Genomic DNA, 26,234 nt, shown 5'->3' with positions numbered 1-26,234 from the left:
AGTACAAAAAAGGCTCCCGTATTTTGGGGAGCCTGGTGGACACATCATGGAACAGTATCAGTAGTGCTCTTAAATTGTCGCAACAACTTCAGTTGGAGTTGAACTTGCAGGCGGAGTTACTTCTGGAAAGCTCAAAGGACTTAATATAAGTTTTAACTTTTCAAGGACTTCCGGGGGAAGTTGAATTCCGGTATCAGGAATTGCAAACTGATCACCATTGATGTATAGATTCCCGTCTTTCATTTCAACTGATTGCAGATCCTGATGATGTTCCAGGGTGGGATCTGATTCTGGGAGGAATTTTATTTCCATGCCACTGATCATGTTGGCTCCGTCTTTAATGCGAATACCTGTTGTAGTATTTGGGGTATCAGAATAATAAGCACCAAGTACAGAACAAGCTTTCCAAAGTAAATTATAGGCTGCATCAAGCGGTAAACCGACTCCCATGCCCACTCCTTGACCTACTATGCCCATCGCGGTGCTCAGTATGTGAGCCAAGCTGATGCTGCAAAAAGTAGTAATGAGTTTGCAGGCTATAACCTGAGAAAATAAAGCGACTCCCATTGGTCCTGCAGACCCAACCATGAGCAATGAGCTGCCAATAAGTGCAGTGAGCTGAAACTTCAGGGGGATTACTTGGACTGAATCGCTGACCATTTGGCCGCCCATACATCCTAAAGTTGCCCCAGTATACGCGAAGGCTGCTCCAAACATGGGTTGTGTGATTGAAGTAACCGGGTAATTTTTATACGGATTGTCCTCACCCGATTTTTTGCAGGTTTCGCTAAGATATTTGGAAAATTTGTTCCATTCATCTTCCGAAAAGGGGGACATATCTGCTTTCCGAAGAGCCTCATTGGCATGACTTAGTGCCATTAGTGATGAGTTTATAAATCGATTTGCAGCCATATAACAGACTAATTTATCGTCATCTTCAAGATAGTTTTCATCGTTAATGCCTAAATCTCGATTAATTAAATTATACAAGGCTGAATGTCTTTTAGGCTTCGATATTTGCGACTGGACATACATACAGGCAGCAACCATGATTCTGGAAGCAATAAAATGAGCTTCCAACTGACTGGCCCAGAGATCTACATTTTGTCTCATGGCTTGAATTTGATCGTCTTGAAGCAAATTGGCGGAAAAGACGACCAGCATCTTTTTTATAAATTTTGTTTGAGCATCACGAGCTACTACATCTGTTCCACCTAAAATGATGGGCGTACCAAACATTGATGGTGATTTATCGAGGTCGACTTTTCGTTCTTTTTGATAATCATCGCGTAAAAAATTGATACTTGTGAATGCACCAGGTGGTAAAATATAACGCATAATAGACCTCATATCCTTTGATGAATTTCCTTATGTGTTTTTTATATTACTAATTCATTGGTTAATTGCAATCATATTTGGTTATTTTTTATTAAATAAATTCATAAAATTCAATCAATTCATTTTATTTGTATTTTAACTTATTGAAATGATGATTTTTTTGAGGATTATGGTACTTTTAGCAAAGGGTTTCTTCTTAAGCGAGTTTGTTCACCATTCCGGTATTGACCTACGATAACTGGTGCCCGTGAGATCTTTACTCTTTATAAGTTTATCATCCCCGTTTTCATGAGGATAACGTAAAAATGTGAGGATAGTTCTGAAACAAGTTTAGAGTGGTTAGGTGTTAATCGAAGTATGGTCAACACGAAGTGGTCTTGTAAAGAACAATAAATCTCTTGGGAAACTGATTGCCGTGTGAGGTTTAATGATGCCACATGACCTGTGGATTGCTTTATAAATCATTCCAGTTGTTTGTCGAGTTTGGGAATTGATTTAAGGTGTTTAAATCGTTTTGGGAAGTTTAATATGATCGAATTACAGAATCACTCCATCAAGGTACGTTTTATGGACAGGTTAATTAATTTCTTTTTACTCCTGAGGGTATCGCATTGGAGTAAGTCTGTATTTGTTATGTTGGGCTATTTCTATACTCCCGTACCAGGCTATCTGGTTCCTGCCTTATTGGCTTCGCTTTCTTTTTGTCTTATTTCCAGTGCAGTCTATATTTATAATGATATTCAGGACCGAGATGAAGACAGTTTACATCCCTATAAATGCCATAGGCCTTTGGCCAGCGATCAGATCACTGTATCTGATGCTATTTTTATGTTGTTTTTCTTATTAGTAACCGGACTGGTTCTTGGAGCCCTGATTTCAAAACAATTGGCTATTATTTTAACGGCTTACTTATTGGTTAATCTGGCTTATAATCATGTGTTAAAATTAATTCCAATACTTGATGTGGCCTGTATTGCTTTGGGATTTATGCTGAGAGTACTGGCAGGAACGGTAGGTATAGGTGTTGCTATTTCTGGCTGGCTGATAGTCGCTGCAACCTTGCTCAGTTTATTTATCGCATTGAACAAGCGTCAATTGGAAATGCATCTGGGATTAAAGAATTCCACCCGAAATGTATTGAGGAAATATAATCCGGCACTGTTGCAGCAACTCATAGTGGGTACAGGATTAGCCAGTTTTGTTACTTATTTGTTTTATACGTTTTATGCACGAGGCGAGTCTTTTTTCTTCATATTAACTCTGCCGTTTGCGGCTATTGCTCTGTGGCGTTTTGCCTGGCTATCCAACCGGAATGTTGAAAATGATGATCCCGTTAATGTATTTCTCGGCGATCGTTTATCGCGAATCAATCTGTATTGTTTTGTCATTCTTACTTTCATGGCATTGACCTCATGAAATCTGGTTTTAAATGGTACGACAGTATTTGGGTCGTACTGATTTTTTATTTGTTGGTTTTGCAAGTTCAGGCTATCTGGCCGTTCACCGTAGACGATATGTACATCTCTTTACGTTATGCCAAAAATTGGGCTTCTGGAGATGGGTTACTATGGAATATTGACTCACCTTCAGTTGAGGGATATTCCAATTTTAGTTTTGTTGTATTGGGAGCGTTGGCTTTACTGTTCAATGGAAATCCAATTGTTTCTTTAAAAATAGCCGGTTTTCTTGGTTTGGTGGGTACTTGTTTTTTTCTTTTTCTGATCACCAGATTCTGGTTTTCAAAACGTGAGTCTCTGATACCCTGTATCGTTTTATTATTATACAAGGGACAAATCATTTGGGCTGTGAGCGGGTTTGAGACTACTGTCTATCAAGCTTTAATCTGTGGTTCTGTTTATTTTATTTTTCGGGGACTAGGATATGCTTTATCTCCAGGAGGACGAAGCGAAATTCGATGTTTCAGCTTGTTTTTTGCAGGGGTTTTTCTTGCCCTGGCAGGAATGACTCGTCCTGAAGCACCTGCTTTGATGATCGTGTTTTTTATTTTAATGTGCTGGGATAAGCCTAATACCCAGTTATCTCGTCATAGGAAAGGGGTGCTGTGCTTTGTTGTTTCTATACTGTTCTTCTATCTGCCTTATTTTCTCTGGCGCTTGCATTATTATGGCTATTTGTTCCCAAACTCGGTGTACTGTAAAGGTTTTACAGAGACCTTTTTATATGAACTGGATGTTAATTATCTTAAATTAATTGGGCCTTTTGCTGTTTTGTCTATTCCTGCCTTGATACTGAAATGGGATAAACGCTATCTTTTCTTATGCCTACCCAGTATTGTTTATCTGATTATGTTACGCGATGCAGATCCTGTTGTGGCTTTTGATAATCGTCTTTTTTTACCAGCCTTTGTATTGTTCCTACCTTTGGCCTTTAAAGGCCTGTTCGAGCTTTATTTGTGTTGGTTCAAAAAAAAGGAGGCCATTAACTCATTTGTGTTTTATCTTGTTTTATTTGCTGTGCTTGCTCTGTTTATGCCCTGGATGTCTTTGGCACAATATCGCTATTTTAGCGAAAATCCTGTTCGAGGCGAGCAGCTACGAATGTCGGTTATTCAATGGTTAACAGATCATGGGCGGGCTGGTTACAGGGTTGTGTTAGGTGATTCAGGTTTGATTCCTTATATGAGTCCACTTCATTATATTGATTCTTATTGCCTGAATAATTTATCCATGGCGCATTACCCGAAACAGCAACGCTATAATCAATTTTGCCATCAAATTCTAACGGAAAGACCGGAAATTATTATTTTGACTTCCTTGATAAAAAATGGCCAAGTAATTTACACACCAAGCGATGCATGTTTAAAAACATTGCTTAGCAATCAAAGTGGTTACAAATTGGCCAGTTCATTGAAAGCAGTAAATCCCGATTCAGAATACCGATATGAATTGTTTACTAATTTTTAATGCGATGATGAGTAACATGGTGTAACATCCTTTTTTATTATAATGGATTTAACCCTGTATCTTATATGAAACAACGAATAAAATTATTTATAGCAAAATTACTGTCCAAGTTTCCAGTTATCCTGTTTGATATAACCGCAATTCCAGTGGCATGGTATGCCGCATACTGGTTACGATACAACATGCAACCGTATCCTAGCATGTTAACCTCAACACATTCTTTTGTTGCTTTAGCTTTACTGTTTGTTGTTCAGGTCAGTTGTTATTATTATTTTAAAATTTATCGTGGATTATGGCGCTTCTCATCGCTAAATGATGTGATCCGTATTTTAAAAGCTACGATTTCCGCAATGATTTTGGTTATCCCTGTTTTTTATGCCACTTCAATATTGCAGCATTTGTCCCGATCAGTCTTTCCCTTATATTGTATGATTCTGGCGTCCATACTCTGCGGCGGTCGATTGTTGGTTCGGTTACGATGGGACAGAAGAGGGCGAAACGATAAAATATCCGATGTCAAAAGAGTATTGATTGTTGGAGCCGGTCAGGCAGGAGAGGGATTGGTTCGAGACTTAAAACGCAGCAGCTACTATCAACCCATAGGTTTTGTTGATGACAACATCAGCAAGCGTGGTTTGGAAGTTCATGGGGTAAGGGTCTTGGGAACTACCCGCCAAATCGCTGATTTAGTCAGACAAAATGTTGTCGATCTGATTTTTATTGCTATACCTTCAGCTCGATCCGCAACCATGCGCCGAATAGTGACTCTATGTGAAACCAGTAATGTACCTTTTAGAACATTGCCCAGTATTTCTGCTTTGGCAGCAGGCCGGGTCGAAGTTAATGCCTTGCGACCAGTGAATATTGAAGATCTATTAGGACGAGATCAGGTCACTCTGGAGTGGGACAAAATAGCCACCACAATATCCGGAAAACGTGTATTAATTACCGGGGGCGGTGGTTCTATTGGTTCTGAATTGTGTCGCCAGGTGATGGCACTAAACCCTGAAAGTCTTGCTGTAGTCGAAAATTCCGAATTTAATCTGTATCAGATTGAACAAGAACTTAAGCTGAATTTTCCCGAAATTCCTATTGATTTAGCTTTAATCAGTGTCACAGATGAAGTCGCAATAAATCACGTTTTTCAGCGATTTCAACCTGAAATTGTCTTTCATGCGGCTGCTTATAAACACGTGCCCATGTTACAAAATCAAATTCGAGTGGCTGTATTTAATAATGTTTTGGGCACGCAGGTGGTTGCTAAAGCCAGTGTTGCTATGGGTGTAGAGAAATTTATATTAATTTCTACCGATAAAGCCGTTAATCCAACCAATATTATGGGGACCACCAAGCGTGTTGCCGAGATTTACTGCCAGAATCTGAATATTCGGGTTGAAACGCAATTTATTACAGTTCGTTTTGGTAATGTTCTAGGATCTGCTGGCTCTGTAGTTCCATTGTTTCAAAAACAATTGCAGGCAGGTGGACCTTTGACTGTTACTCATCCAGATATGCAACGTTATTTTATGACTATTCCTGAGGCCAGCCAATTGATCCTTCAAGCTATGGTCAATGGGCATGGTGGTGAAATATTCGTTCTTGATATGGGCGATCCAGTCAAAATCAGTTATCTGGCAGAGCAAATGATCCGACTGGCTGGAAAGGAGCCCGGAAAAGACATAACCATTGAGTACACTGGCCTGCGTCCTGGTGAAAAAATGTATGAAGAATTGTTTCATGAGACAGAGCAACTTGCATCTACAGAACATGAAAAGCTGTTTAAAGCTCGATTTAGAGAGCTGGATTGGCATGAGTTGACTCAAACCATGCGCATGTTGAATACAGCCTGCTATGAACATCAGGATGATGAGCTATTAATTCTGCTGAAAAGTTTGGTCCCCGAGTTTCAATTGGATGCCATGGTCACGGCATAAATGGGATGTAATACCCGGAAAAATAGAACATTGTTTTAAAATGCTTTTTTTTGTAAGGTACTTGAATCAATGAGCTATTTTAGTCAATTAAGACCTGATTATGCAGACGGAATAGGCTAAGTAGCGTGTTAGAGAATTAAATTTTATCAGGGATGAATACACTTTATGCACACAAAACGCATTTTTATTGGCACTGTATTCTTAATAGGGCTTTTTTTAGCAGCCTGTAAGGAAAATAAATCCGTTCAGACTGCACCTCGCTCTGTTCCTGTCGTCAAAGTTGCCTTAACTAAAATTCCACTGAAACGAACCTATATTGGCATCACTCAATCTATAGCAGAAGTGGGTATTCGCGCACGGGTTGAGGGTTTTCTTATCCAAAAGAATTTTATAGAAGGGAAGCCGGTTAAAAAAGATCAATTAATCTATGTGATTGATCCAAAACCATTTCAGGCTCAATTGGATCTAGCCAAAGGCCAGCTCGCTAAAAGTATTGCTAATATGGAATATCAGAAGGTTCAATATCTGCGATTAAAAGAGTTGGTCAAAAAAGGGGATGTGTCACAAACCTTGTTTGACGAAACTGCCGCACGATACGGCGAAGCCCAGGCTGAAACTCTGGTACAGAAAGCCAACGTAGAAACAGCCGAGATCAATTTAGGCTATTGTTCCATGATTGCTCCTTTTGATGGAATAATTGGTAAAAAATACGTTGATGTAGGAAATCTCGTGGGATCTGGCGAGAGCACCTTATTGGCCAATATAGTTCAGTTAAATCCTATTTATGTATTATTCAGTCCAAGTGTTGAGGACTATGGAACCTTCCTTAAATATCGAAAAAACATGCCCTTTCATGTTGAGGCAGTTTTGCCTTATGACAATAAATTAGTATTCAAAGGTAAAGTCGATTTGGTAAATAATCAGGCGGATACGCCTACTTCTACAATTTTGATGAGGGCGCTTGTCGACAATCCAGCGCAATTATTGTTGCCAGGAATCTATGTGAATATTACTCTTGAACTGACTAAAGAGGAGCCTTCCATACTCATTCCTGCCTCTGCAGTGACTGAATCGCAAGGTCAAAGAACAGTTTATTTAGTCAATGAAAAAAAGCAGGTTGAAGTGAGTAAAATACAAACTTCCGGAATGTACAAACAACAGTATATTGTAACTTCCGGGGTCAAAGAAGGCGATTTGTTAATCATTAATGGAATACAAAAAGTACTACCTGATGAAGCGGTAATACCTGAGTTTGAAGAGCACCAAGGCCAAAACAATGGTTAGGTTTTTTATTTACAGACCGATTTTTGCCATGGTTATCGCCATTATGATGGTATTGGTCGGTGGCATTTGTATCTTTATTTTGCCCGTAGCTCAATATCCCTCAATAGTTCCACCCGAAGTGCAGGTTTCTGCTCAGTATATTGGAGCCAGTTCTCAAGTTGTTTCTGATACCGTTACAACCCCGCTTGAACGAAATATTAATGGTGTGGAGGGTATGATTTATATGTCCTCAAACAGTACTAATAATGGCGATTCGATTATCAGTATTACGTTCGATGTGGGCTATGATGTAGATATTGGTGCGGTGGATGTACTTAATAATTCAAATACTGCCAACCCCTTGCTTCCTCCTGATGTGATTCAAGCCGGTATAACCATTCAAAAAGTGTCCAGTGATATGGTTTTGGTGGTTAATTTAATCTCTCCTGACGGTACACTGGATGATGTGTTTCTTGGAAATTATGCCGACATTCATCTGACTCCGGCAATTGAGCGTATACCTGGCGTAGGTAACGTGGATAACTTTGGGCTATTGCAATATTCCATTCGAATTTGGTTAAATCCTGATAAGTTGGTCAGCATGGGGATTTCCCCTCTGGAAGTTATTGAAGCCGTAAAAGAACAAAACCAACAGGCCGCAGTAGGGGTTATAGGCCAACCTCCTGTTCCTCAAACCATTCCTTTTCAGTATCAGATTACTACCTTGGGCCAATTAAGCGATACGCACCAGTTTGAAGACATCATTGTCAAAACAAAAGAAAACGGACAGATAGTCCGTGTTAAAGATTTGGGGCGTGTTGAAATGGGAGCCGAAACCTACATCACCACTTCCCAACTTAATGGAAAACCAAATGCCAGTATCGGCGTATATCAATTGCCAGGAGCCAATGCGCTGCAGCTGGCAGATGGTATTAGAAAACTCATGGAGAAAATGAAAAAGGAATTTCCGAAAGGAATGGATTACACCATAGTTTATGACACTACCAAGTTTGTTAAAGAGTCGTTAAAGGAAGTAGTGCTTACCCTTTTTGAAGCAATAGGTCTCGTATTTATAGTGGTCTTTCTATTTCTGCAAAACTGGCGAACCACACTGATTCCTTGTATTGCAATTCCAGTTTCTTTAATTGGAACCTTCGCGCTGTTTAGCCTTTTCGGTTTTTCGATTAATACCTTAAGCCTTTTGGGTCTGGTACTCGCAATAGGCTTAGTGGTTGATGATGCGATTGTTGTTGTTGAGAACGTTGAGAAAAAACTGGAAGAACATGTTTCTGACATTAAAGAAGCCACTTTGTTAGCAACTAAAGAAGTGCAGGGTCCGATCATTGCAACGACTTTAATTTTGCTGGCCGTGTTTGTTCCTGTTGCTTTTATACCCGGAATGACGGGTAGTTTGTACAATCAATTTGCTCTGGCAATTGCATTTTCAGTGGCGCTTTCAGGGATTAACTCCTTAACTCTTAGCCCGGCCCTTTGCGGGGTGTTATTGAAACAGAAAGTGGAAAATAATTTTTTTGTGTTTCGTTGGTTTGAACGAGGTTATGAAGCAACGTTAAATCAATATAAGAAGATGGTGGATTTGTGTCTGAATCATAAAAAAATAGTGCTCATTATTTTTATTGTGTTAGGTATTGTTACAGCCTTTGTTTTCAAATCATTACCCACCGGATTTTTACCTGAAGAAGATCAAGGCTATTTTATTACTGTGGTTAAAGGCCCCGATGCTTCATCTCTTTACAGAACCGAAGAAACAGTTAAAAAAGCCCTTAAAATATTGTCTTCTACTGAAGGTGTTGCCAATATCATCAGCATTAATGGATTTAATATTATTGATGGAATCAATCAACCTGATACTGCCGTACTGTTTGTGATATTAAATCCCTGGTCGGAACGGACAACTCCCGAACTAAGCGCCGAAGGAATTATGAAGAAAGTTCAAGCTCAGTTTAATAATATTAACGATGCAAGGATAGGTGTCGTAAACGCCCCAACCATTCCAGGGCTGGGATCGGTAGGAGGTTTTCAGCTTGAAATAGAAGATGTGAATAATCAGGGCGTAGAGCAATTAGCCGCAGTTGTAAATCAGTTTGTCGAGGAGGCTAATAAAGATCCTGCGATAGGGGGATTATTTTCTGATTTGTCTACACAGGTACCTCAGTTGTTTTTGAATATAGATCGAACAAAAGCCAAGGCTTTAAATGTATCCATTAACGAGTTACTGGTTACCTTACAGACCTATTTGGGATCGTATTATGTTAATAATTTCACCAAATACGGACAAACATATAGGGTAATGGTCCAGGCTGAGGGCAATTCAAGGGCGGAAGTAACGGATATCAGCAAGCTCTATGTTAAAAGCGATACTGGTGCCATGGTACCTTTAAGCAGTTTATTAAAAGTTGAATATACTAACGGAGCCTATAATATTCCCCATTACAATTTATATTCTGCAGCGAATCTGAACGGTGCTCCAGGGCCAGGTTATAGCTCGGGTCAGGCATTGACTGCAATTGAACATTTAGCAGCCCAAAAATTACCCAACGGTTATGAAATGGAGTGGACGGGTATTACCTACCAGCAATTAAAAGCCGGTAATATGGCTACATTAATTTTTATGCTGTGTCTGGTTTTTGTCTTTCTGTTTCTTGCTGCTTTATATGAGAGTTGGACCATGCCCTTTATGATTTTGCTAGTAGTTCCTCTCGCGCTTTTAGGGGCGGGATTAGCGCTCTTGTTACGCAATCTGGATTTGGATGTGTACGCGCAAATTGGCTTGATTTTATTAATTGGCCTTGCGGCTAAAAACGCTATATTGATTATAGAATTCGCCAAAGAAAAACGGCTGACAGGTGCGTCCATCATTGATTCAGCAAGGGAAGCAGCGGCATTACGTTTAAGACCTATTTTAATGACCGCTTTTGCGTTTATTTTTGGAGTATTACCTTTGGCAACAGCTACAGGCGCTGGCGCAGCCAGCCGTCATTCTATAGGCACTACAGTCATGGGCGGCATGCTGGTCGCAACGGTATTAAGTCTTTTGGTTGTTCCTGTTTTTTATGTGGTTATTGAAACCTTACGAGAAAAAAATACAAAAATAGTCACTAAGAGTGGTGAATTTGGCGATTAATTAACTCTTAGTCTGTACCTTCGCCTGTTATTCACGGCTGTCTCATTAAAAATGTGACGTCTTTCCGAGCGTAGCGAGGAATCTCCTGCAAATTGGCACAATCTGAATTAATGCATTAATTATCATTACCTTATCAGCAGCTTGGCTGCAAATGTTAAACAAATTGTTCAGACTATTCGTAGTCACTGGGCTGTCGAGAACAGTCTACATTGGGTCTTGGACGTTACATTACGTGAAGAGGATACTCGCATACGCAAAGATCATGCTCCTGAAAATATGGCGATGGTTCGGCATATTATTTTGAACAGGTTACAAAATACCAAAAAGAAATTTAAGGATATGGGCATTAGGCGCCTGCAGAAAAAGGCTGGCTGGGGAGACTCAACTCTTGATATGATTTTAATGGCCGCATTGTAATGGGATCGTGCAACCTTGCAGGAGATTCCTCGCTATGCTCGGAAAGACGTTATATTTTTAATGGGACAGCCGTGGCCTGTTATTCACGCATCAAGACAATACTATTAATTTATGATAACTTTGTTTCTTTTTTGATTGGATGAAATCATGGTAATGACTTATGACGATTTTGAAAAAATTGAATTACGATCCGGTACTGTAGTTAAAGTTGAAGAGTTTCAACGCGCCAAAAAGCCTGCTTATAAAGTCTGGGTAGATTTTGGGAATGACATAGGCGTATTACAAACCTCTGCTCAGGTAACGGTGCATTATACCCCCGAAACTTTATTGGGACGTTCAGTTGTAGGCTGTGTTAATTTAGGTGAAAAAAATATAGCGGGATTTATTTCGCAATTTCTATTGGTTGGATTTTCGGATGAACAAGGTGCTATTTGTTTGGTTACGACTGATCCGAAAGTACCTAATGGACAAAAACTGCATTAATTGATGTCTTATCCTCTGTTCAGGACAATGTGAGGATTGTCGGTTATTGAAACCCCTGGAAAATGCATTGATTGATTTTTAGTTTTTAACTCATGAAACCATCTTCATTCAGGAGGTCCCTGATGAACATGGTTTCTTGATGAGTTAATCTGTCTTAGATTGTAGAAGCTATGTTTTGATTTGGCTCTTGGCTGAAATCAATATGCTCCAGGGTACTTGTAATCGTATCTTTCAAAACATGTATTGCCTGGGCAACATCATCTGCCGCGGTTCTCGTCTTTTTGAAAAACTGAGGTGTTGTTCCTAAACTGAGTATATAGATTCCCCAGTTTGCGATAGACCTCAATACATCAACAACAGCAGTTATTCCTGAACGATTGCCCTCAAGTTGTTTAATAGCCTGTTTACCTGCATCGCAACACTCTTTAAAAAACGCATTAAAATCATTGGCTGTAATCTCTTCAATTTGCTTGCTTATCGATGGGTTGCTCACTAGATACAAATGGGTTTCTTTTGCCTTTTGAATGGCAGTATAAAACTCTACCAAGACGACATTAGCCTTTTGATTCTTGTTTGGATCGAGAGTGTTAATCACAGCTTCTATATTGTTAAATGTCGGAATGCCAAAACCTAAAGACTCCAGTCGATTTTTCCGTTGCGGCATGCCATCCAAAACTTTTTGAACCTGATTATTGATAAATTGATAGAGCTTTTTGACATCCATGGACAATTGCAGTCCGCCTTGTTGACTTAATTGAGTATAGAGTTGGGTCAATAATTGATCTCGTGCCCGGATTTCCAATTCATCTTGAACCGGACAATTTGAATAGACAATATCTACGATGATCTGATGCAGAAACTCAGGACTTGCTGTTAATGCTTCGAGATCAGCGGGTGATTGCTCCAAAGCTACTTCAATATATTCTTTTGCGGCAGGAAATGCTTTGCTTAACAAAAAAAGCTTGCAGAGTTGTTCTGTATGTTGAGTATCATTTTGTTCATTCTGCTGGGATACCCTTGAGAAGAACTGTTCAACCTGCTTATCAGAAAGTGTGTGTGTACCAAGGCGCCTCGTTCTCAGAGTCTTTAACTCATTGTCCAGCTTGAAAATGTTATCAATATCATTAAGTAAATCTGCATCCACGTCGCTTGCTGCTGTTAAATCATGCAAACGAGTTTTTAGCGTTTCACTGCTTAATTCTATTGGGTGATGTGCTATTAATGCTGAAATTATTTCTGAGCGCTCTTCATTGCTCAAGACGTTGGCAAAAGGTTGAGTAGAGGACTGCGACTTTATATAGTTAACAAATAAAGAGAATAGGGTGTTCTGATGGGTATGCCCCATGTCCCGCATGTTGATAGACAATTTAAAGAGCTCATTCGCAATAGGATCTTTATCCGATAAACCATTCTCTGCTAGATGGATTTTTAATTTGGTCACGGTAGCATGAACAAAAATCCTGATAGACTCGGGCAAATTAGCGATTGAATTGTTTAATTGTTCCAACTGATTTAATCGTTGGTGATAAAAACTGGACCATAAATTGGGGTGGTCTTTCAACCGAATATACATCGATTCAACCTGTTCCTTGTTCATGACAAATGGTTTGATTAATGTAACCAAACGATCCAGTTCCTGGATAATCAATGCCTTTCTACTTAAGGTATCCAAATCAGGACATTTCCCCATTTTACTGGCTTCTTCTATGGTTTTAAAAGTATTAAACTGCCCGCTTTCATCTACTCCATTTATCCAGTCAATTTCTGTTTGAAAATCAACCCTAATACCCTGATGCAACTGTTCCGGATCAATCTGTTCCAAAGTTCTTACAATAAAGCTCATTTTTCCAACAACCTGGCCGTGATATAATTCTTTAGGGAGATTATGCATAGATACACCTATAACTTTGTTACCGAAAGATTCTGGTCAAATAATATCAAATGTGAGGTTTTTTTACAATATAATGTTAGCTTTGTTTCCTTATTGTTTCATATTTGTTAATTATTTATGAGGAACAATATTAATTTGTGGCTGATTAATGAAATTCTGGTTCAGTTTTATCCGCTAACGTGTGTATAAGGACTATACTTTTTAAGGGTGTGACCTCGAATTAATGTACTGTTTGCTTCTTATAAATAACTAGCAAATTTCCGCCAGACCAATTAAACCTGCTTGGTTAATACGCACCCAAAATTGTTCCCATCGACCTTTGCTTGATATCAACGCTCTTAAATGCAGAACCATTTTAAAATGGCGATCATATAACACCCCGTATTCTGCAACATGTTTTGCTGCACCAATTAAAACCCACATTTCCTTTTGTCATGAACCCTAATTGTTATCACCTTCATGGTCCAAGCGGGGTAATGTATGCAACGGACAAGTGAAAAATGTTCTGGAAGAGCAGATGCCAAAGTACCTTATTCGCGCGGATATTAAATCGTATTACAAATCCATATCACATCATCAATTGATCAAGGATATTCAGGTGCATTACCATGGTCCTAAAATGAATTTGATGTTGGAGCTCATTATAGTCAATCCAATTGAAACACCAAGAGGCCATAAAAATCCAGATACAGGCATCGCGTTACGCGGGCCTTTATCCCAATTTTTTAGTGCACTTTATCTCAAGCCGTTAGATGAAGAATTCAATGAAATGTGGCTTACTTTCGGTATTAGGATGATATCCTTATCCTGTGCCAAAGCCTGCGCAGTCTCAATCGCTGTAAGCAGCGTCTCATGCAGGTATTACAGGAAAGGCGTCTGCGCTTGTCCGGTTAAAAAACGCGTATCGGAACCATTGATAGGGGCTTCCATTTTTTAGGCATCCAATATCCAAAGACGCAACCTTTGGATAACACCACAATAACACAGGCTGTTATAAACGTTTCTAATACAGAGCAAGCTGGTCAAAACCAATTCAAAACCGGGGTGGAGACAATTTGGCAACCCGAAAAGCTGCCTCTTTTGCAAACACACATTGTTCCTCATGCAAGAACATTGCGCAAAGCGCGTGAGCAAGTTAAATGGATGGTCAAAGATGGGGTTTCTCCCCGACGAATCATCAGTTACTTGCATCGATGGTGTCTGTGGTCGGTGAGAACGGCAGCACACTGGTTATACCAGGACTTGCTTTTATGGTTTTTGGACTCATGCTGGGACGGGCATGTGGCGGTTTACGCCGCCGGGCTTCTTCATCGACATGGTACCCAATCGGTCACATTTGATAAACTTGAGGTTGATTATCAACCGTCATTTGTTCCTCAAGTAGCGATTTGAGCTCGATAAAATCATTTGTTCTTACTTTACATAATGCCGTCATGGCATCCAAATCGTGCTGCACGCCCCCGCGCCACGAGGGCCTCGCACAGCCCTCGCCCCGCATCCACCCCCTAAATATAGCAAAATCAACCGACAACTTAGAATCAGCATTAAACCAATTTTCAACCTTTTCAGTAGTCCCATTATAGAATTTTTTTGATGACATCGGCTTTGAGGTAAACTTCGGCACAGGATAAAAAGGTGCAAAAGAGCAATACTGATAGACAACATGCATAGGTAGTTTTTTTTGTGCACCACCAACACCTTTTCGCCATTGATTGTCAATGGCATCCCAAGTCTTTTCCCCTGGCGCGTTTATCGAATCTACTTGTGTTTGCAGCTCTTTGATGATGGTATTTTCGAAATCAAAATGCTTTTCAGTGATTGTTGTTCCATTCAGCCTATAAGTGACTCCGTCCGTGTTGACTGTGTTATATTGAGCAAGCAATAGTGCGAATACTTTTCTACCTTCCGCATTCTGGGGTATGCACTTAATCATTGCTGCCCACATGTGTTTATCCATAGCCCACAGTGCATATTCAAAGCCACTTATGCTCTCAAATTCTCGCCCAGAACAATCCGTAACGAAGCCCCTTTTAAAAATTAAACTTATATCCTGCTTTAACATCGCTTTAACCACATCATGTTCACCGCGTGTCACATAATGCAATAATTTACGAACATCAATCACCGGTTTAAACAAAGCCAAATGAAATTTTGATGTCTGAGCGAAGTTTACTAAATCACTGTTTGATAAATTTTGAGCGGTTTCAATTTTAAGTTCTTCTGGTGAGTCATTAAAATTTTCGAATTTGGATTGCATATTTTCGCCTTATTTCTATTCATTCAGATTAATTTATGAAAATATTATACCTGAATAAGTTGGAAATCAAAAGAGCGATATGATTTTAATATATACATATAGGCCACAATTTCTAATACACTCTCACATTAATGCGAGGTCACACCCCTTTTTAATAATATAAATCAGTAGTTATGAAGTGTTAAAAAGTGAGCTTTTTTAGAAGGGTTTACGGAATCTATAGGCCCTTTTTCATTTAGAGGCATCAAGTAGTTATATTCCTCTAACCGGTTCTCATAGATAAGTGGTAGGGCGTCAACCTTGAGCTGACATCCTACCTAAGTAAAGACTTATTTTATTGAGTGAGGAGACTATTGCGGGGGAAATAAATCCTGAAACTTAATACGACTTTTAACGTGTAAGGCTTTACGTCTGTCTTTTGATAAATCAAATAACTTATAAATGATAATGGGAAATACAAAGCTTACTATGCCGATTCCAAAAGCCAGTTTATACATAGGATCTTTATTCAACACCAGGAAAAATAAAGCAAACAACATCAGGATCACCGCTATTATTCCAGTATAAGGAGAGTAAGGCGTAACATAGCGCAAATCTTTAATGCTATAACCCGCTTGATAGAGCCTGTTTCTAAAGCTGATTTGTGAAAGACATAATGAAATCCAGGCCAAGGTACCTGTAAAGCCAGAGACCAGGAGTAGGGCAATATACAGCTTGGTTTGACCAAAGAAGTATCCAACCCCTAATAAGGTCCAAACACCGGTTAGCGTCGCAATCACCGCATTTTGCGGTATGGCATTTTTGTTAAATTTGGCAAAAGTATGAGGAGCCATGCCATCTCTGGCGAGCGCATTGAGTGAGCGCACGGTACCGTAGAATCCAGAGTTGGCACAGGAAAGGGTAGCGGATAAAGTAACAAAACTGGTTACGGCTCCCGCCCAATTTAAACCATAAAAGTTAAGGGCATCGGCAAATACTGAGTTTGATAAACCTGCTTTTTGCCATGGGAAGATAAGCACCAGACAAAACACGGGTATGATGTAAATGAATAAAATTCTTAAGGTCACATTCCGTATAGCATGTGGGATCATGCGCGCTGGATTCTCTGACTCTCCTGCGGCAAGACCTATAATTTCCGAGCCCTGGTAGTTCACCAGAAGCAGGACCATGGCGGTGAGTAAGGACATGGTGCCGTTAGGAAGAAGGCCTCCATCTCCCAACATGTATTTAAAACCAATGATTCCAGGTGGTTCGGTTCCATGGATAATTCCAAAGAAAATGAGTAGTGCCAAAACCACAAAGGCCATTAATGCAACAATTTTAATCAGAGCGAGCCAGAATTCAATCTCACCAAAAGTATCTACTTTTGCCAGATTGATGTAGGTAATGAGTAAACCAAAGCAAATTGCCCAGACATAGCCATTTATCCCGGTAAACATTTCCATAATAATACCGCCAGCCACGCATTCAGCTGGAATATAGGCGACCCAGCTTATCCAGTAAGACCAGCCCACTCCACAGGCTACAGAAGGCGATATAAAGTCGGATGTGTATGTAACAAAGGACCCTGAAATAGGAATGGCAACAGCCAGTTCACCCATACATAACATCGTTAAATAGATGATCAAGCCACCTAACATGTAAGCAATAAACACTGCTGGGCCAACGAGGTTAATCACTTCGCCTGTTCCTAGAAAATAACAGGATCCAACGATCCCACCCAAAGCAATCAGCTGAACATGACGGTCTTTTAATCCACGGCGGTAGCCACTGTCTTTAATGGGTTTAGCTAAGGTTGGATTTTTCACGGGCTGTTTCGTTCTCACATGGTTATTAAAGGGATAAACTCTAATGTTATAATTAACTGGAAAATTTTAAAACTATTCTTATCACAAAAACTAAAAATAGTCCCTTTGTAATTGAATAATCAGTTAATTTATTTCATCAAGTCACTCGAAGATTAATTCAACAAAAATTAAATTTGGGCGTTTATAGCATAATTTTTGTGCTTTTAAAAGAAAGTTTTTGGCTTAAGCTATTTGCTTTGCTCATCCAGAACAAACATCGAAAGAATTCTGTTCGTGATTTAATAATAACCGGTTGATTTAAAACAACAATTTCATGTCTTTGTGATTTGCTATAATCAGTGGTTAAAATAAAAAATTGAATCAATTTAGGGTCTGTTGACAATTGCTCCTAATCATTGCATTTAAATTTTTGACCCTGAGAATTTACTCAGGTAGGATATTTTTATCTTAAGTTGTAGGGAAAGATTATGTACCGATTATGGACGATTGCCACTGTTTTTTTTGTGTTCACTTCCGCTGTTTTTGCTGATAAATCGGATTGCTTGAATCACCATTGCCTGGCTGTAGTTGATGCGGGCAGCTCAGGATCCAGATTACACGTATACGCATATGACCTGGATGAAACCAATACTCCAACTGGCATCAAGGAAATATGGAACAGGAAAGCACTTCCTGGACTATCTACTCTGGAACATGAACATAAGTCAATTTCAGTTTACATGGAGAAATTATTTTCCGATGCCCCCACAGTCCAAATGCCGGTTTATTTTTACTCAACTGCAGGAATGCGATTATTACCAAAGACTCATCATAAAAATGTGAATCAATTGGTAGCTGACTGGTTTGACAAACAATACTACTGGCGTTTGGTTACTGCCCGAACCATTACAGGTCATGAGGAGGGGGTTTTTGCATGGCTGGCAACAAACTATCAATTAAATCTGTTTAAACAAAGCGAAAAACCATTGGCTGGAGTAATGGACATTGGTGGAGCTTCCGTTCAAATTGTTATTCCTTTGAATGAAGAGCCAGCTATTGATACAAGAGACCGAGTTGAGTTTAATTTATACGGAAAAAAATACCGTTTATATGCGCGCAGTTTTCTAGGACTAGGGCAAAATGAAATGGGGCATCAATTCTATGACCGAAAATCATGCTTTCCCGATGAATACGAATTACCCAGCGGACGATCTGGCAAAGGCGATGCCTATACATGCACTAATGAACTGTCCATTTTAGTAAATGACGTACATTCAGTAAGAAAAACAGTCAAATCAGTACTGGCTTTAAACCCCGTAGATAATTGGTACATCATTGGTGGAATTTCATTCATGCTCAACGACAAACTATTCCCAACCACCCAACAGCATTTTACCAACCAGGACTTAATCTCTTTCGCAGATAAAAACATCTGCCACCAAAAATGGACCACCCTGGAAGAAATCTACCCCGATAACTTCATGCTCTACAACTACTGCATGCTAACATCCTATCTCTACGCCTTAATAGTCAACGGCTACGGCCTCCCAGCCAACCAAAACATCAATTTCTTACCCCTGAATAAAAACGCCGACTGGACCATAGGAGTAGTATTGCAACATCACCAAACTTAAGTATACTTTTTATTAAGCCGCTGTAGCTCAGTTGGTAGAGCAGTTGATTCGTAATCAAAAGGTCGTGTGTTCGATTCACATCAGCGGCATTGTAAAATCAATGGGTTACAAATTAAAAAACAATATTACTGAAAGTTTGGTACCAATTTTGGTACCGTTTTTGAAATGTAATTGATAGATATTAATTGATATCAAAGTTAAATTAAGCTCTTAAAAGGAGACTATAATTTAATGTCGATAACAATTACTTTATTTAAACACATTATATTTTTCGTCTAAGGAATATACCAGAGCTGTATAAATGCTCTGAGCCATTTGATATTCTTTTTCACTTGTTACCATCCACGGTTTTTCCTTGCTTTGTCTAGCTGGGTGTACGTAATTTCTCATTTTCCTTAAAAGGTGGGCTATTTCTGATGCATTAAAAACGGCATTTTCAGTCTCTATGTTTTGTATCCAGCCAGCTTTGGTACATACCTGTATAAGTGTATCAAAGCTCCATGTGGTTGGATCTTTTGCATTGCCTTTCTTTTTGTTTCTTTTGGTATCAGCTTCCTTTATGTCTTGTTTCTCAATTTCTTTAAAAGCTGCTTCTGCGAGTGGAGTGGATTTTAAACAGATTAATATTAGCGTTCCTTCTAAAGCAGCGGCTAATGCAATAATTCCAGCAAGATAAGCACCTGCTTTTGATGATTTTATCGCATCCTTTTCATAGTTAATTACAGTCTCTCTGAGTATTTCAGAAGTAGCATCCTTATGATGGAAAATTCTACGCCCATGTTCTCGTAACCTATCAAATTCTCTTGGTTTTTTTGCTTTTAAATCAGCAAGATCATTTAAATCAAATTCTCTTAAAGTTTCTATAAATGTTTCTTCATATATTTTATCGTATTCTTTTGATAGTTTGTTGTACTCACGTGGCCCTTTTCCAGCAGGCCAGGAATGACCATCTTTAAGGCCATGTTTTTTTTCAATTTCATCCATTTTATCTAATATTGGGCGAATTCGAGCATCATAAAATTTGTCACTCCATCTTGAATCGTGAAATGATTCAATAGGTGCAAGTATAAAGTATGTATATTCTTCTCTACAAAATCTGTAAGACAAATAAAGTGCCTTGGCTTGAAGAACAGCTATTTGTACATCATTAAAATTTGAAAATGATAGTTTTTTTTCAAATTTATTATTAGGGTATAGGATTTGTGATATTTCCTGCATCACTGATTGCGATTTTGCCCAGCCATCAAGAACTTTCAATGATTTTTGATTAGAATCGTGACTACTGAGAGCTTGAGACCTTTTTGTTAGTGGTTTTGCGATTAATATTTTTTCAAATGGTGGGTCTTGATTTTGGTCCATATGATTAATCCCAGATAATATGTCATTATCATGTGATTATAACCTAATAAAAAGCCTCAATTTAGAGGCTTAGTAATTTATAAATATATGGGTATCTCCATTGTATTGTATTGAGCAGTAATCACTAATCAAGAGATCTCGAGCAAAAGCCTCAAAATCAAAATAGTAGATCAAACTATCCGGCATTTGATGTGCATAACAGTCATCAAATAACTGCCTGGCAAAATCAACCTCTGAATCATAACAACCTTGGTAATGATCCTCCAACATGGTTTGTGCATCATCTACCGAGTAATCACAGAGTAGGGCTAATCCTAACTCTCCGTGTTCTTGAATAAATGAAGCATATTCCACAATGTTACTTATTGACTCATACTCATGAATTCTGATACTGCCGAATCCTTCATAATCGTGTATGGCGTATTCCTCAGCATTGGGTTCTGGGCTGTTATCCAACATTTCCCAGATTTCTTTCATGATGTCGTCTTCGCTTTGAGTAGCATCTATCCAAACACCATGCAGGATGGCGTTATTGTACGATGCTAAACAGGCGACGTAGATTGAAGGGGTGTCCATGGGATTATCTCCTTATGTGAATGGAGCAATCCCAAACGAGAGCTTGCTCCCGTGGTAGGGTATGATTAAAACGGAATTTCTTCTGAATCCGGTTGTAACATTTCACGCATCTGAGCCATATGCTGTTCTGCGGTTTTGTTGTTGGATTCGTCAGTTGGTTTTGGTGGGCTGAGAAGCTGAATGTGACTAACAATAATGCTTAAGGCTTGACGCGCTTTGCCTTCATTGTCAGTCCATTGATTGGAACGCAATTTACCTTCGAGGTAGACTTGCGAACCTTTCTTTAAATATTCAGTGACTTTAGTCAGCTTCCCAAAAAGCATCAACTGATGCCATTCCACTCTGGTTTGCCATTCATCATTCTGCTTGAATGACTCATTAGTAGCCAAGGTGGCGGTGACAAAAGATTGTCCGTCTTTTCCGGCGATGCTTTTAGGATCAGCACCGAGATTACCGATTAATTGAACGCGATTTAAAGATGCAGTCATTGTATTCTCCTGTTATTTTTTAATTTGAGCCGCATAACAGAAAAACATCCGCATAGGCAGGTGGTTTTCTGTTATGCGGATAAGACTTTTATTACTTCAATTAACAAGCGATTCGTTGAGTATCGAACTGTTTAACAAAGGAAATCAGGGATCCCAATTTGTGTAAACTTAACTCTGCTTGCTGTATGTCATGGATATTGATTTGAAGTCGATGACGGCCTAAATCATTCACACAACAATTTAGCTCAAAGAGCAAATGTTCAATATCAAGTTGTACTGATTCCTGCTGTTGCATGGTGGCTCCTTGGGGTAGGGAGAATTAGCCCCAAAAAGGACTGTTCATCCCAATTGGGTTATGCAAAAAAGATCACCGAAACATCGCTTGATTTACCTGGTTATTAAGGATGATGTGCTTAAAACACTCCTCGGGCGTAAAGCCGTAAAACATCTCCTGATGGGATTTCCCTGCTAAACGCTTTGCCATGGAATTAAGGGAACAAGATGGCATATCACAAGACCTGGTGGTTTCGTCAGAATTGCACTGACTCATCAGTTGTGTTGTTTTCAGATTATCAAGCCAGTATTGAAATTCAAGGTTTTTATACTGTTGATATTAAATGAACACGTTTGAATTAGTATCTCTCATAATATTTGGAGTACATATAATTTTTGTCCTATAATTAACCAATGAAGTTATTGCCTGTTAGGTGAGCTATGTCTGATCATAAAAAAACGAGGTTAGCGTTCTATTTTCTTTGTGAGAAGGAGGCATGCTCAGAAAGTTTCTCCCTAGATGAATTGGAGCGGGCTGCTGAGTGGAGTGCATCGACTGTAGATACATATTTGAGTAAGAAATGGAAACATATAGTTAGTAGGTCTCCAGATGGTTTCTATACTTGTGATGGTATATGCAAAATGTCCCTAAATGAGTTTGTAAATTTGCAAAAACAAACTGTTTAGCCCGACCTTATAGTGTTTCCTAGCGGATTAAAGCTTGTTATTCTCGTTATCTAAAGAAAACGGTTCATTTTTAGCCGAGATAAGTCCTGGTAATACTCAACCTGGAATGCCCCAGCTCTTGACTAATTAATTCCCTTGCAGTTTTATCCCAATATTTTTCAAGAGGATTTAACTCTTTATAAACTCTACCACCTTGTATCGGGGATGTAAGACCTTTACCTGTTTTATCATAGGATTGTGTAATTTCAAGATATCTTCTCTGGGCATAAGCATGGCGAAGCCCATGGCATTTGCTTAAGCCCATTTTTTTTATCACTTCATGATAACGTGCTAGATGAGTTTTATAAGTCTTTTCTTGAGGAATGAGAGATTGTCCATCCAGAATTTGTTTTATAGCATTGAGTAGCCATTGCCGTTGTTGTTCATTGGTGAGTTTAATATCGCGTCCGATACCACCTTTTGTCCAGCTGGGTTTTATAACCAGTTTATTTCCTTGCCAGGCATCACTGAGTACGATCTTCATGGATTCTTCACGGCGAAGGCCAAAAAGGGATTGGGCTTCCAGGGATAAACGGATCATTGGGTCTGAACATATGGAAAAATCGACGTTGTTGATTGCTTTATTATATTGAGGGGTATAATTACGTTTATTGATTTGATAGCTTTCGTTGCCTTGCTTAACCAGCTCTGGCTTGTTTAACACTGAAGCTACTTTGCGCAGTTTAGCCATGTAGTTTTTTATTGTTGCAGGATTTTTATTCTGTGCTTTCCAGTGCTCAACTAGGATGTGTATATGCTTTGGTTTTAATCCCTTAATGTGTGTGACCATGTAACCAAGTTCGTGCAAATCCTTTACGCACCGATTCAGCATGTGTTTCATATCTGCTCCACTGGCATGAGAGTGGTTTTGGATTTTCTTAATGCATTCATTGATGGAATACTGAGCATTTTTAAGTTTGGATTTACTCATTGAGATATCTCCATAAAGTGTCACGGGATTTGATGCCCATTTCGCTGCGAATAACCCAATAGGTTTCATATCTTCCTAATAGGGGTAAAAGATATTGAGCCATCTGTTTAGCGTAGAGATAGCGGTAGGCTTTATTAATCGGAAGTGCATGTTTTTTTAAAGCCTTTCGCCAAGCAATTCTGGTGTCTTCATAATCGTTAAATTCAGCAATACACTTACAGTTAGTAATCTTTTTGATTTCATCCAGAATGGCTTTTTGCGATTCAAATCTGATAGGAATTGTCCTGTCTATGGAATTAAACGCAATGTTTCTGGTTACCCAAACACTATCTTCTTGGATGTTAATTTCAGGTTTTATATAAATGGCTTCCTGAAAAGTAAGACCAAATTCAGTTTGTAATGCCATGATGAGGCGGGGAATTGAATTATCCCATGATTGCCAATGGTTATGCTGGACTTTGAGTTTTCTTTTGCGTTTCTTGCTTGTTTTGCTAAGTTGCAGCGATTTATTGTCAATATTGGGAATAGGGCAGTCTATACTGAGCAGGTAATGTCTGACGATAGTCATATGATTCATAATCGTGCTGGAACGTAGCTTACTCTTTCTCCAATGAGCTACCAATTGGTGAATTTGGTGCGATTGGATATTTTTCCAGGAAGATGGCACATCACCAATGGTATAGAGATCATCAATCATTTTACGAATGACATATGCACGTTGTTTTTTAACTTTGTAGCTGCCTTGATTACCTAGCTTTAAATATTGGTTGGCAGTTTGTCTTAAGCTGTATTTTCTCATCATCCCATCCGATAAAAATTTATTTGCCCTGTCTTTGGTTTAGTGTTGAACGGGCGGTTCACTCAAAGATGAAACCTGGCCAAAGCCATAAAGCCCGAAGTGGGGGGCAAATCAATCGTTATAAGGCAAACGATCTCGCCGATTTACAACAGTTTTGGGTGCTATTTCCTCCTTGTTTTGATGATTAATAAAAACGACAAGACAATGGCTCTTGTCATACAAGTCCATGGTCAAATTGAAATAAATTGACTTAAACTCCCGAGGGAGTTGCCCTGTCGAATGACAGAGATTCCTAGATGGTTTTCCCTACTGAACGTCCAGCCACGGAGTTAGAGAATGAAGTGGCTTAGCATAAGACGTCGATTGGCGTTTCGCCGGAGTTTCACCAGCTCATCAGTCATGCTTGATTTCCAAATTAGCAAAGCGGTGCTTGCTTCGCAAGGTGTTTTGGAAAGAATTTTGTCCAATCCCGATTGGCGGGATCGGACAAAATGCTGAAATGTGTTGATTTTACGCGGTAAAATCTAGGTGATTTTTCTGCGTCACTGCTGGAAATTTGCAGTGACGCAGAAAATATGGAACTAATTTGAAATAGTTTTAGTTAACAAAAAATTTAATTAAACTGGTTTGCTGGATAGCTTTTATTCATATTCAAAGACAACCTTTGAATAGTTGTAATATAACACCTATGGCCTGAAGTGTTCCTACTCCTATTAGTGCCCATGTTAACTGCTGCATTTTTTTTGAATTCTTATTTTCAGCTTCAGCTAATTTGCTGTTTGATTCAATTATTTTCTCGGTTGAATTTTTTAATTGTTTGACTAGAAGAAATGTCGAAATTACTTGTGAGTGGTTTATTTCCTTAGTAGTGGCAGTATTTGAATATTCAATGAGTAGTTTTTCTTCTTCGGAAAAACCCCATTCTTCAAATATTTTTGTTAGAGTTTCTTTTGTTGCACTGTCCATGGAGTCTCCCTAACACAATTTTTGAATGTAAAAATTATTCCTTTAGCTGAGTAAAAAATTCAGAAAACAATTTTTTATTGTCTTTATCAAATCGTTTAATACTTTTATTGATCTTCCATAATTTTTCTATGGCTTTTCTTACACTACTTTCTTTTTGACCAACTTTAAGACTTATCGCCCATAAATCTATAGATTCATTTGGCTCTATTGGTATGTGAAGTTTAGCTAATGCTCTTTTTAATAATGAACGAGCATCTTTCTTTATTTTTGATTGTTTTTTATCAGATTGGAGATTTCTACTTTCTATCTGTTGGTTAATTTCATTATCAAAATCGGCTGAATCAGTCCTATGTCTTTTAAATTGCTTAAATATGGATTTATAGTTCACATTATAACCATTATGCGAGGCAAGATTAAATTCAGCAAATATTGTATCTAGATTTTCTTTAATATTATTCGCACTTATGCAACTTGGGGGTATAAGGATTTGATGTGTTTCATTGATAAGCATATACCAAATTAAGGGGGTGCTTTTATTAGGTACCCAGTAAATAGAAGCTATATTCATTTAAATCATCCATGAATCCATTTTGTTTAATTGTAGACCAAAAAATAGATTTATTACTGTCAGATAATCATTACTTATTTGGGCATAGGTAAAGGAATCCTAATTTTCCAAATCTGATTGCCATTTACTAATACAAAAGCTTGCCCCTTAGGTAAAGCAATAATATCATCCACTCCAATCATAGGTACAGAAGAAGTCTGAACCCGATCCTCATTAGTCGTATTAAAATAAACCCCATCATCTCCATGCGGGGTATCATTCACCATAGAGACCTGGGTATGTCCAATAACGCCGACCTGAGGAAGTATTTTAACCAGTAAATTGGCTGTTTTGACGTGGTTTAATAGATTTGAGCACCCCAGTTAAGAGATAATGCACTTAACTGGAGAAAGTAATGACGATAAGAAAGAAATACCCCAAAGAATTTAAACTGGATGCAATTAGTCTCGTTTTAGAACAAGGTTATGGGGTAACA

At 38.8% G+C, this 26,234-nt stretch carries 23 protein-coding genes, 1 tRNA gene and 1 pseudogene; 11 read left to right on the top strand and 14 right to left on the bottom strand.

Translation table 11 applies throughout. From position 1 onward, the window contains the following. Window positions 1-69 precede the first annotated feature (69 nt). Complete coding sequence (locus ELY21_RS11625; protein ID WP_127109684.1) at window positions 70-1,338, bottom strand: type IV secretion protein Dot; 1,269 nt, start codon at window positions 1,336-1,338, stop codon at window positions 70-72. 528 nt (window positions 1,339-1,866) lie between these two features. Here ELY21_RS11625 and ELY21_RS11620 point away from each other — a divergent pair. From ELY21_RS11620 to ELY21_RS11590, 7 genes are all read left to right on the top strand, one after another. Further along, on the top strand, window positions 1,867-2,754 hold the full coding sequence (locus ELY21_RS11620; protein ID WP_127109682.1) for a decaprenyl-phosphate phosphoribosyltransferase: 888 nt from the start codon (window positions 1,867-1,869) through the stop codon (window positions 2,752-2,754). Further along, entirely contained in the window at window positions 2,751-4,262 is a 1,512-nt protein-coding gene (locus ELY21_RS11615) for a protein LphB (RefSeq protein ID WP_127109680.1), read from the top strand. Before ELY21_RS11620 ends, ELY21_RS11615 begins: the two co-directional genes overlap by 4 nt. 65 nt (window positions 4,263-4,327) lie before the next feature. Next, window positions 4,328-6,196: a nucleoside-diphosphate sugar epimerase/dehydratase gene (locus ELY21_RS11610; protein ID WP_127109678.1), complete on the top strand. Its 1,869-nt coding sequence runs from the start codon at window positions 4,328-4,330 to the stop codon at window positions 6,194-6,196. 165 nt (window positions 6,197-6,361) lie between these two features. Then, complete coding sequence (locus tag ELY21_RS11605) at window positions 6,362-7,480, top strand: efflux RND transporter periplasmic adaptor subunit (RefSeq protein WP_127109676.1); 1,119 nt, start codon at window positions 6,362-6,364, stop codon at window positions 7,478-7,480. After that, entirely contained in the window at window positions 7,473-10,604 is a 3,132-nt protein-coding gene (locus ELY21_RS11600; RefSeq protein WP_127109674.1) for an efflux RND transporter permease subunit, read from the top strand. The genes ELY21_RS11605 and ELY21_RS11600 overlap by 8 nt, the downstream gene beginning before the upstream one ends. Window positions 10,605-10,718: 114 nt before the next feature. Then, window positions 10,719-11,021: an ISAs1 family transposase gene (locus ELY21_RS15935; protein ID WP_127109672.1), complete on the top strand. Its 303-nt coding sequence runs from the start codon at window positions 10,719-10,721 to the stop codon at window positions 11,019-11,021. Window positions 11,022-11,168: 147 nt separating this feature from the next. Continuing rightward, the gene (locus ELY21_RS11590; RefSeq protein ID WP_127109670.1) at window positions 11,169-11,504 is read left to right on the top strand and encodes a tRNA-binding protein; all 336 of its coding nucleotides are present in this window, start codon (window positions 11,169-11,171) and stop codon (window positions 11,502-11,504) included. Window positions 11,505-11,658: 154 nt separating this feature from the next. Here ELY21_RS11590 and ELY21_RS11585 read toward each other — a convergent pair whose 3' ends face one another. Both ELY21_RS11585 and ELY21_RS15630 read right to left on the bottom strand, forming a co-directional pair. Beyond that, entirely contained in the window at window positions 11,659-13,395 is a 1,737-nt protein-coding gene (locus ELY21_RS11585) for a hypothetical protein (RefSeq protein WP_127109668.1), read from the bottom strand. Window positions 13,396-13,644: 249 nt separating this feature from the next. Continuing rightward, window positions 13,645-13,818: a hypothetical protein gene (locus ELY21_RS15630; protein WP_158618552.1), complete on the bottom strand. Its 174-nt coding sequence runs from the start codon at window positions 13,816-13,818 to the stop codon at window positions 13,645-13,647. A gap of 94 nt (window positions 13,819-13,912) precedes the next feature. On the opposite strand from ELY21_RS15630, the gene ELY21_RS15870 reads away from it, so the two are divergent. After that, window positions 13,913-14,332, top strand: coding sequence for a hypothetical protein (locus ELY21_RS15870; protein WP_233588705.1), 420 nt, complete (start codon window positions 13,913-13,915; stop codon window positions 14,330-14,332). 202 nt (window positions 14,333-14,534) lie between these two features. Continuing rightward, window positions 14,535-14,735: a hypothetical protein gene (locus ELY21_RS11575; protein WP_158618551.1), complete on the top strand. Its 201-nt coding sequence runs from the start codon at window positions 14,535-14,537 to the stop codon at window positions 14,733-14,735. On the opposite strand, the gene ELY21_RS11570 is transcribed toward ELY21_RS11575, so the two are convergent. Further along, a complete protein-coding gene (locus tag ELY21_RS11570) occupies window positions 14,726-15,652 on the bottom strand; it encodes an F-box protein (protein WP_127109666.1) in 927 nt (308 codons plus the stop codon). The genes ELY21_RS11575 and ELY21_RS11570 overlap by 10 nt on opposite strands. Window positions 15,653-16,002: 350 nt before the next feature. Continuing rightward, entirely contained in the window at window positions 16,003-17,478 is a 1,476-nt protein-coding gene (locus ELY21_RS11565) for an amino acid permease (RefSeq protein ID WP_127109664.1), read from the bottom strand. A 449-nt stretch (window positions 17,479-17,927) separates the two neighbouring features. Here ELY21_RS11565 and ELY21_RS11560 point away from each other — a divergent pair, with 449 nt between their 5' ends. Together ELY21_RS11560 and ELY21_RS11555 are read left to right on the top strand one after the other, a co-directional pair. Then, a complete protein-coding gene (locus ELY21_RS11560) occupies window positions 17,928-19,073 on the top strand; it encodes a multidrug DMT transporter permease (RefSeq protein WP_127109662.1) in 1,146 nt (381 codons plus the stop codon). A 16-nt stretch (window positions 19,074-19,089) separates the two neighbouring features. After that, window positions 19,090-19,162, top strand: a tRNA-Thr gene (locus ELY21_RS11555). Window positions 19,163-19,322: 160 nt separating this feature from the next. Here ELY21_RS11555 and ELY21_RS11550 read toward each other — a convergent pair. From ELY21_RS11550 to ELY21_RS11495, 9 genes and pseudogenes are all read right to left on the bottom strand, one after another. Beyond that, a complete protein-coding gene (locus ELY21_RS11550; protein ID WP_127109660.1) occupies window positions 19,323-20,432 on the bottom strand; it encodes a hypothetical protein in 1,110 nt (369 codons plus the stop codon). Window positions 20,433-20,501: 69 nt separating this feature from the next. Next, window positions 20,502-21,008 carry an antirestriction protein ArdA gene (locus tag ELY21_RS11545; protein ID WP_127109658.1) on the bottom strand — a complete coding sequence of 169 codons (507 nt, stop codon included), beginning with the start codon at window positions 21,006-21,008 and terminating at the stop codon, window positions 20,502-20,504. Between the two features lie 65 nt (window positions 21,009-21,073). Further along, entirely contained in the window at window positions 21,074-21,496 is a 423-nt protein-coding gene (locus ELY21_RS11540) for a single-stranded DNA-binding protein (RefSeq protein WP_127109656.1), read from the bottom strand. A 100-nt stretch (window positions 21,497-21,596) separates the two neighbouring features. Further along, window positions 21,597-21,791, bottom strand: coding sequence for a hypothetical protein (locus ELY21_RS11530; protein WP_127109654.1), 195 nt, complete (start codon window positions 21,789-21,791; stop codon window positions 21,597-21,599). Between the two features lie 735 nt (window positions 21,792-22,526). Beyond that, complete coding sequence (locus ELY21_RS11525; RefSeq protein WP_199741704.1) at window positions 22,527-23,426, bottom strand: phage integrase N-terminal domain-containing protein; 900 nt, start codon at window positions 23,424-23,426, stop codon at window positions 22,527-22,529. Continuing rightward, complete coding sequence (locus tag ELY21_RS11520; protein ID WP_199741706.1) at window positions 23,419-24,225, bottom strand: phage integrase N-terminal domain-containing protein; 807 nt, start codon at window positions 24,223-24,225, stop codon at window positions 23,419-23,421. Before ELY21_RS11520 ends, ELY21_RS11525 begins: the two co-directional genes overlap by 8 nt. Before the next feature lie 651 nt (window positions 24,226-24,876). Then, window positions 24,877-25,191, bottom strand: coding sequence for a hypothetical protein (locus ELY21_RS11505; RefSeq protein ID WP_127109650.1), 315 nt, complete (start codon window positions 25,189-25,191; stop codon window positions 24,877-24,879). A 34-nt stretch (window positions 25,192-25,225) separates the two neighbouring features. After that, window positions 25,226-25,759, bottom strand: a complete 534-nt coding sequence (locus ELY21_RS11500) for a hypothetical protein (RefSeq protein WP_127109648.1) — start codon at window positions 25,757-25,759, stop codon at window positions 25,226-25,228. 74 nt (window positions 25,760-25,833) lie between these two features. Beyond that, window positions 25,834-26,091, bottom strand: a pseudogene (locus tag ELY21_RS11495) (conjugative coupling factor TraD, PFGI-1 class); the annotation flags it as partial. Window positions 26,092-26,234 lie beyond the last annotated feature (143 nt).

Source organism: Legionella sp. km535 (genome assembly GCF_003990085.1).
Taxonomy (GTDB): Bacteria; Pseudomonadota; Gammaproteobacteria; order Legionellales; family Legionellaceae; genus Legionella; species Legionella moravica.
Note: the sequence above shows the minus strand (reverse complement) of the source record. Positions and strands in the feature narration are given on the sequence as shown.

Coding starts and splice junctions, on each gene's coding strand:
- ELY21_RS11560 (WP_127109662.1), top strand. CDS start 17,928: ATGTACCGATTATGGACGATTGCCACTGTTTTTTTTGTGTTCACTTCC.
- ELY21_RS11545 (WP_127109658.1), bottom strand. CDS start 21,008: ATGGACACCCCTTCAATCTACGTCGCCTGTTTAGCATCGTACAATAAC.
- ELY21_RS15870 (WP_233588705.1), top strand. CDS start 13,913: ATGCCAAAGTACCTTATTCGCGCGGATATTAAATCGTATTACAAATCC.
- ELY21_RS11610 (WP_127109678.1), top strand. CDS start 4,328: ATGAAACAACGAATAAAATTATTTATAGCAAAATTACTGTCCAAGTTT.
- ELY21_RS11500 (WP_127109648.1), bottom strand. CDS start 25,759: ATGAATATAGCTTCTATTTACTGGGTACCTAATAAAAGCACCCCCTTA.
- ELY21_RS11585 (WP_127109668.1), bottom strand. CDS start 13,395: ATGCATAATCTCCCTAAAGAATTATATCACGGCCAGGTTGTTGGAAAA.
- ELY21_RS11575 (WP_158618551.1), top strand. CDS start 14,535: ATGGATGGTCAAAGATGGGGTTTCTCCCCGACGAATCATCAGTTACTT.
- ELY21_RS11570 (WP_127109666.1), bottom strand. CDS start 15,652: ATGCAATCCAAATTCGAAAATTTTAATGACTCACCAGAAGAACTTAAA.
- ELY21_RS11615 (WP_127109680.1), top strand. CDS start 2,751: ATGAAATCTGGTTTTAAATGGTACGACAGTATTTGGGTCGTACTGATT.
- ELY21_RS11505 (WP_127109650.1), bottom strand. CDS start 25,191: ATGGACAGTGCAACAAAAGAAACTCTAACAAAAATATTTGAAGAATGG.
- ELY21_RS11520 (WP_199741706.1), bottom strand. CDS start 24,225: ATGAGAAAATACAGCTTAAGACAAACTGCCAACCAATATTTAAAGCTA.
- ELY21_RS11600 (WP_127109674.1), top strand. CDS start 7,473: ATGGTTAGGTTTTTTATTTACAGACCGATTTTTGCCATGGTTATCGCC.
- ELY21_RS11530 (WP_127109654.1), bottom strand. CDS start 21,791: ATGCAACAGCAGGAATCAGTACAACTTGATATTGAACATTTGCTCTTT.
- ELY21_RS11540 (WP_127109656.1), bottom strand. CDS start 21,496: ATGACTGCATCTTTAAATCGCGTTCAATTAATCGGTAATCTCGGTGCT.
- ELY21_RS11605 (WP_127109676.1), top strand. CDS start 6,362: ATGCACACAAAACGCATTTTTATTGGCACTGTATTCTTAATAGGGCTT.
- ELY21_RS11620 (WP_127109682.1), top strand. CDS start 1,867: ATGATCGAATTACAGAATCACTCCATCAAGGTACGTTTTATGGACAGG.
- ELY21_RS11590 (WP_127109670.1), top strand. CDS start 11,169: ATGGTAATGACTTATGACGATTTTGAAAAAATTGAATTACGATCCGGT.
- ELY21_RS11525 (WP_199741704.1), bottom strand. CDS start 23,426: ATGAGTAAATCCAAACTTAAAAATGCTCAGTATTCCATCAATGAATGC.
- ELY21_RS15630 (WP_158618552.1), bottom strand. CDS start 13,818: ATGTGGGTTTTAATTGGTGCAGCAAAACATGTTGCAGAATACGGGGTG.
- ELY21_RS11550 (WP_127109660.1), bottom strand. CDS start 20,432: ATGGACCAAAATCAAGACCCACCATTTGAAAAAATATTAATCGCAAAA.
- ELY21_RS11625 (WP_127109684.1), bottom strand. CDS start 1,338: ATGCGTTATATTTTACCACCTGGTGCATTCACAAGTATCAATTTTTTA.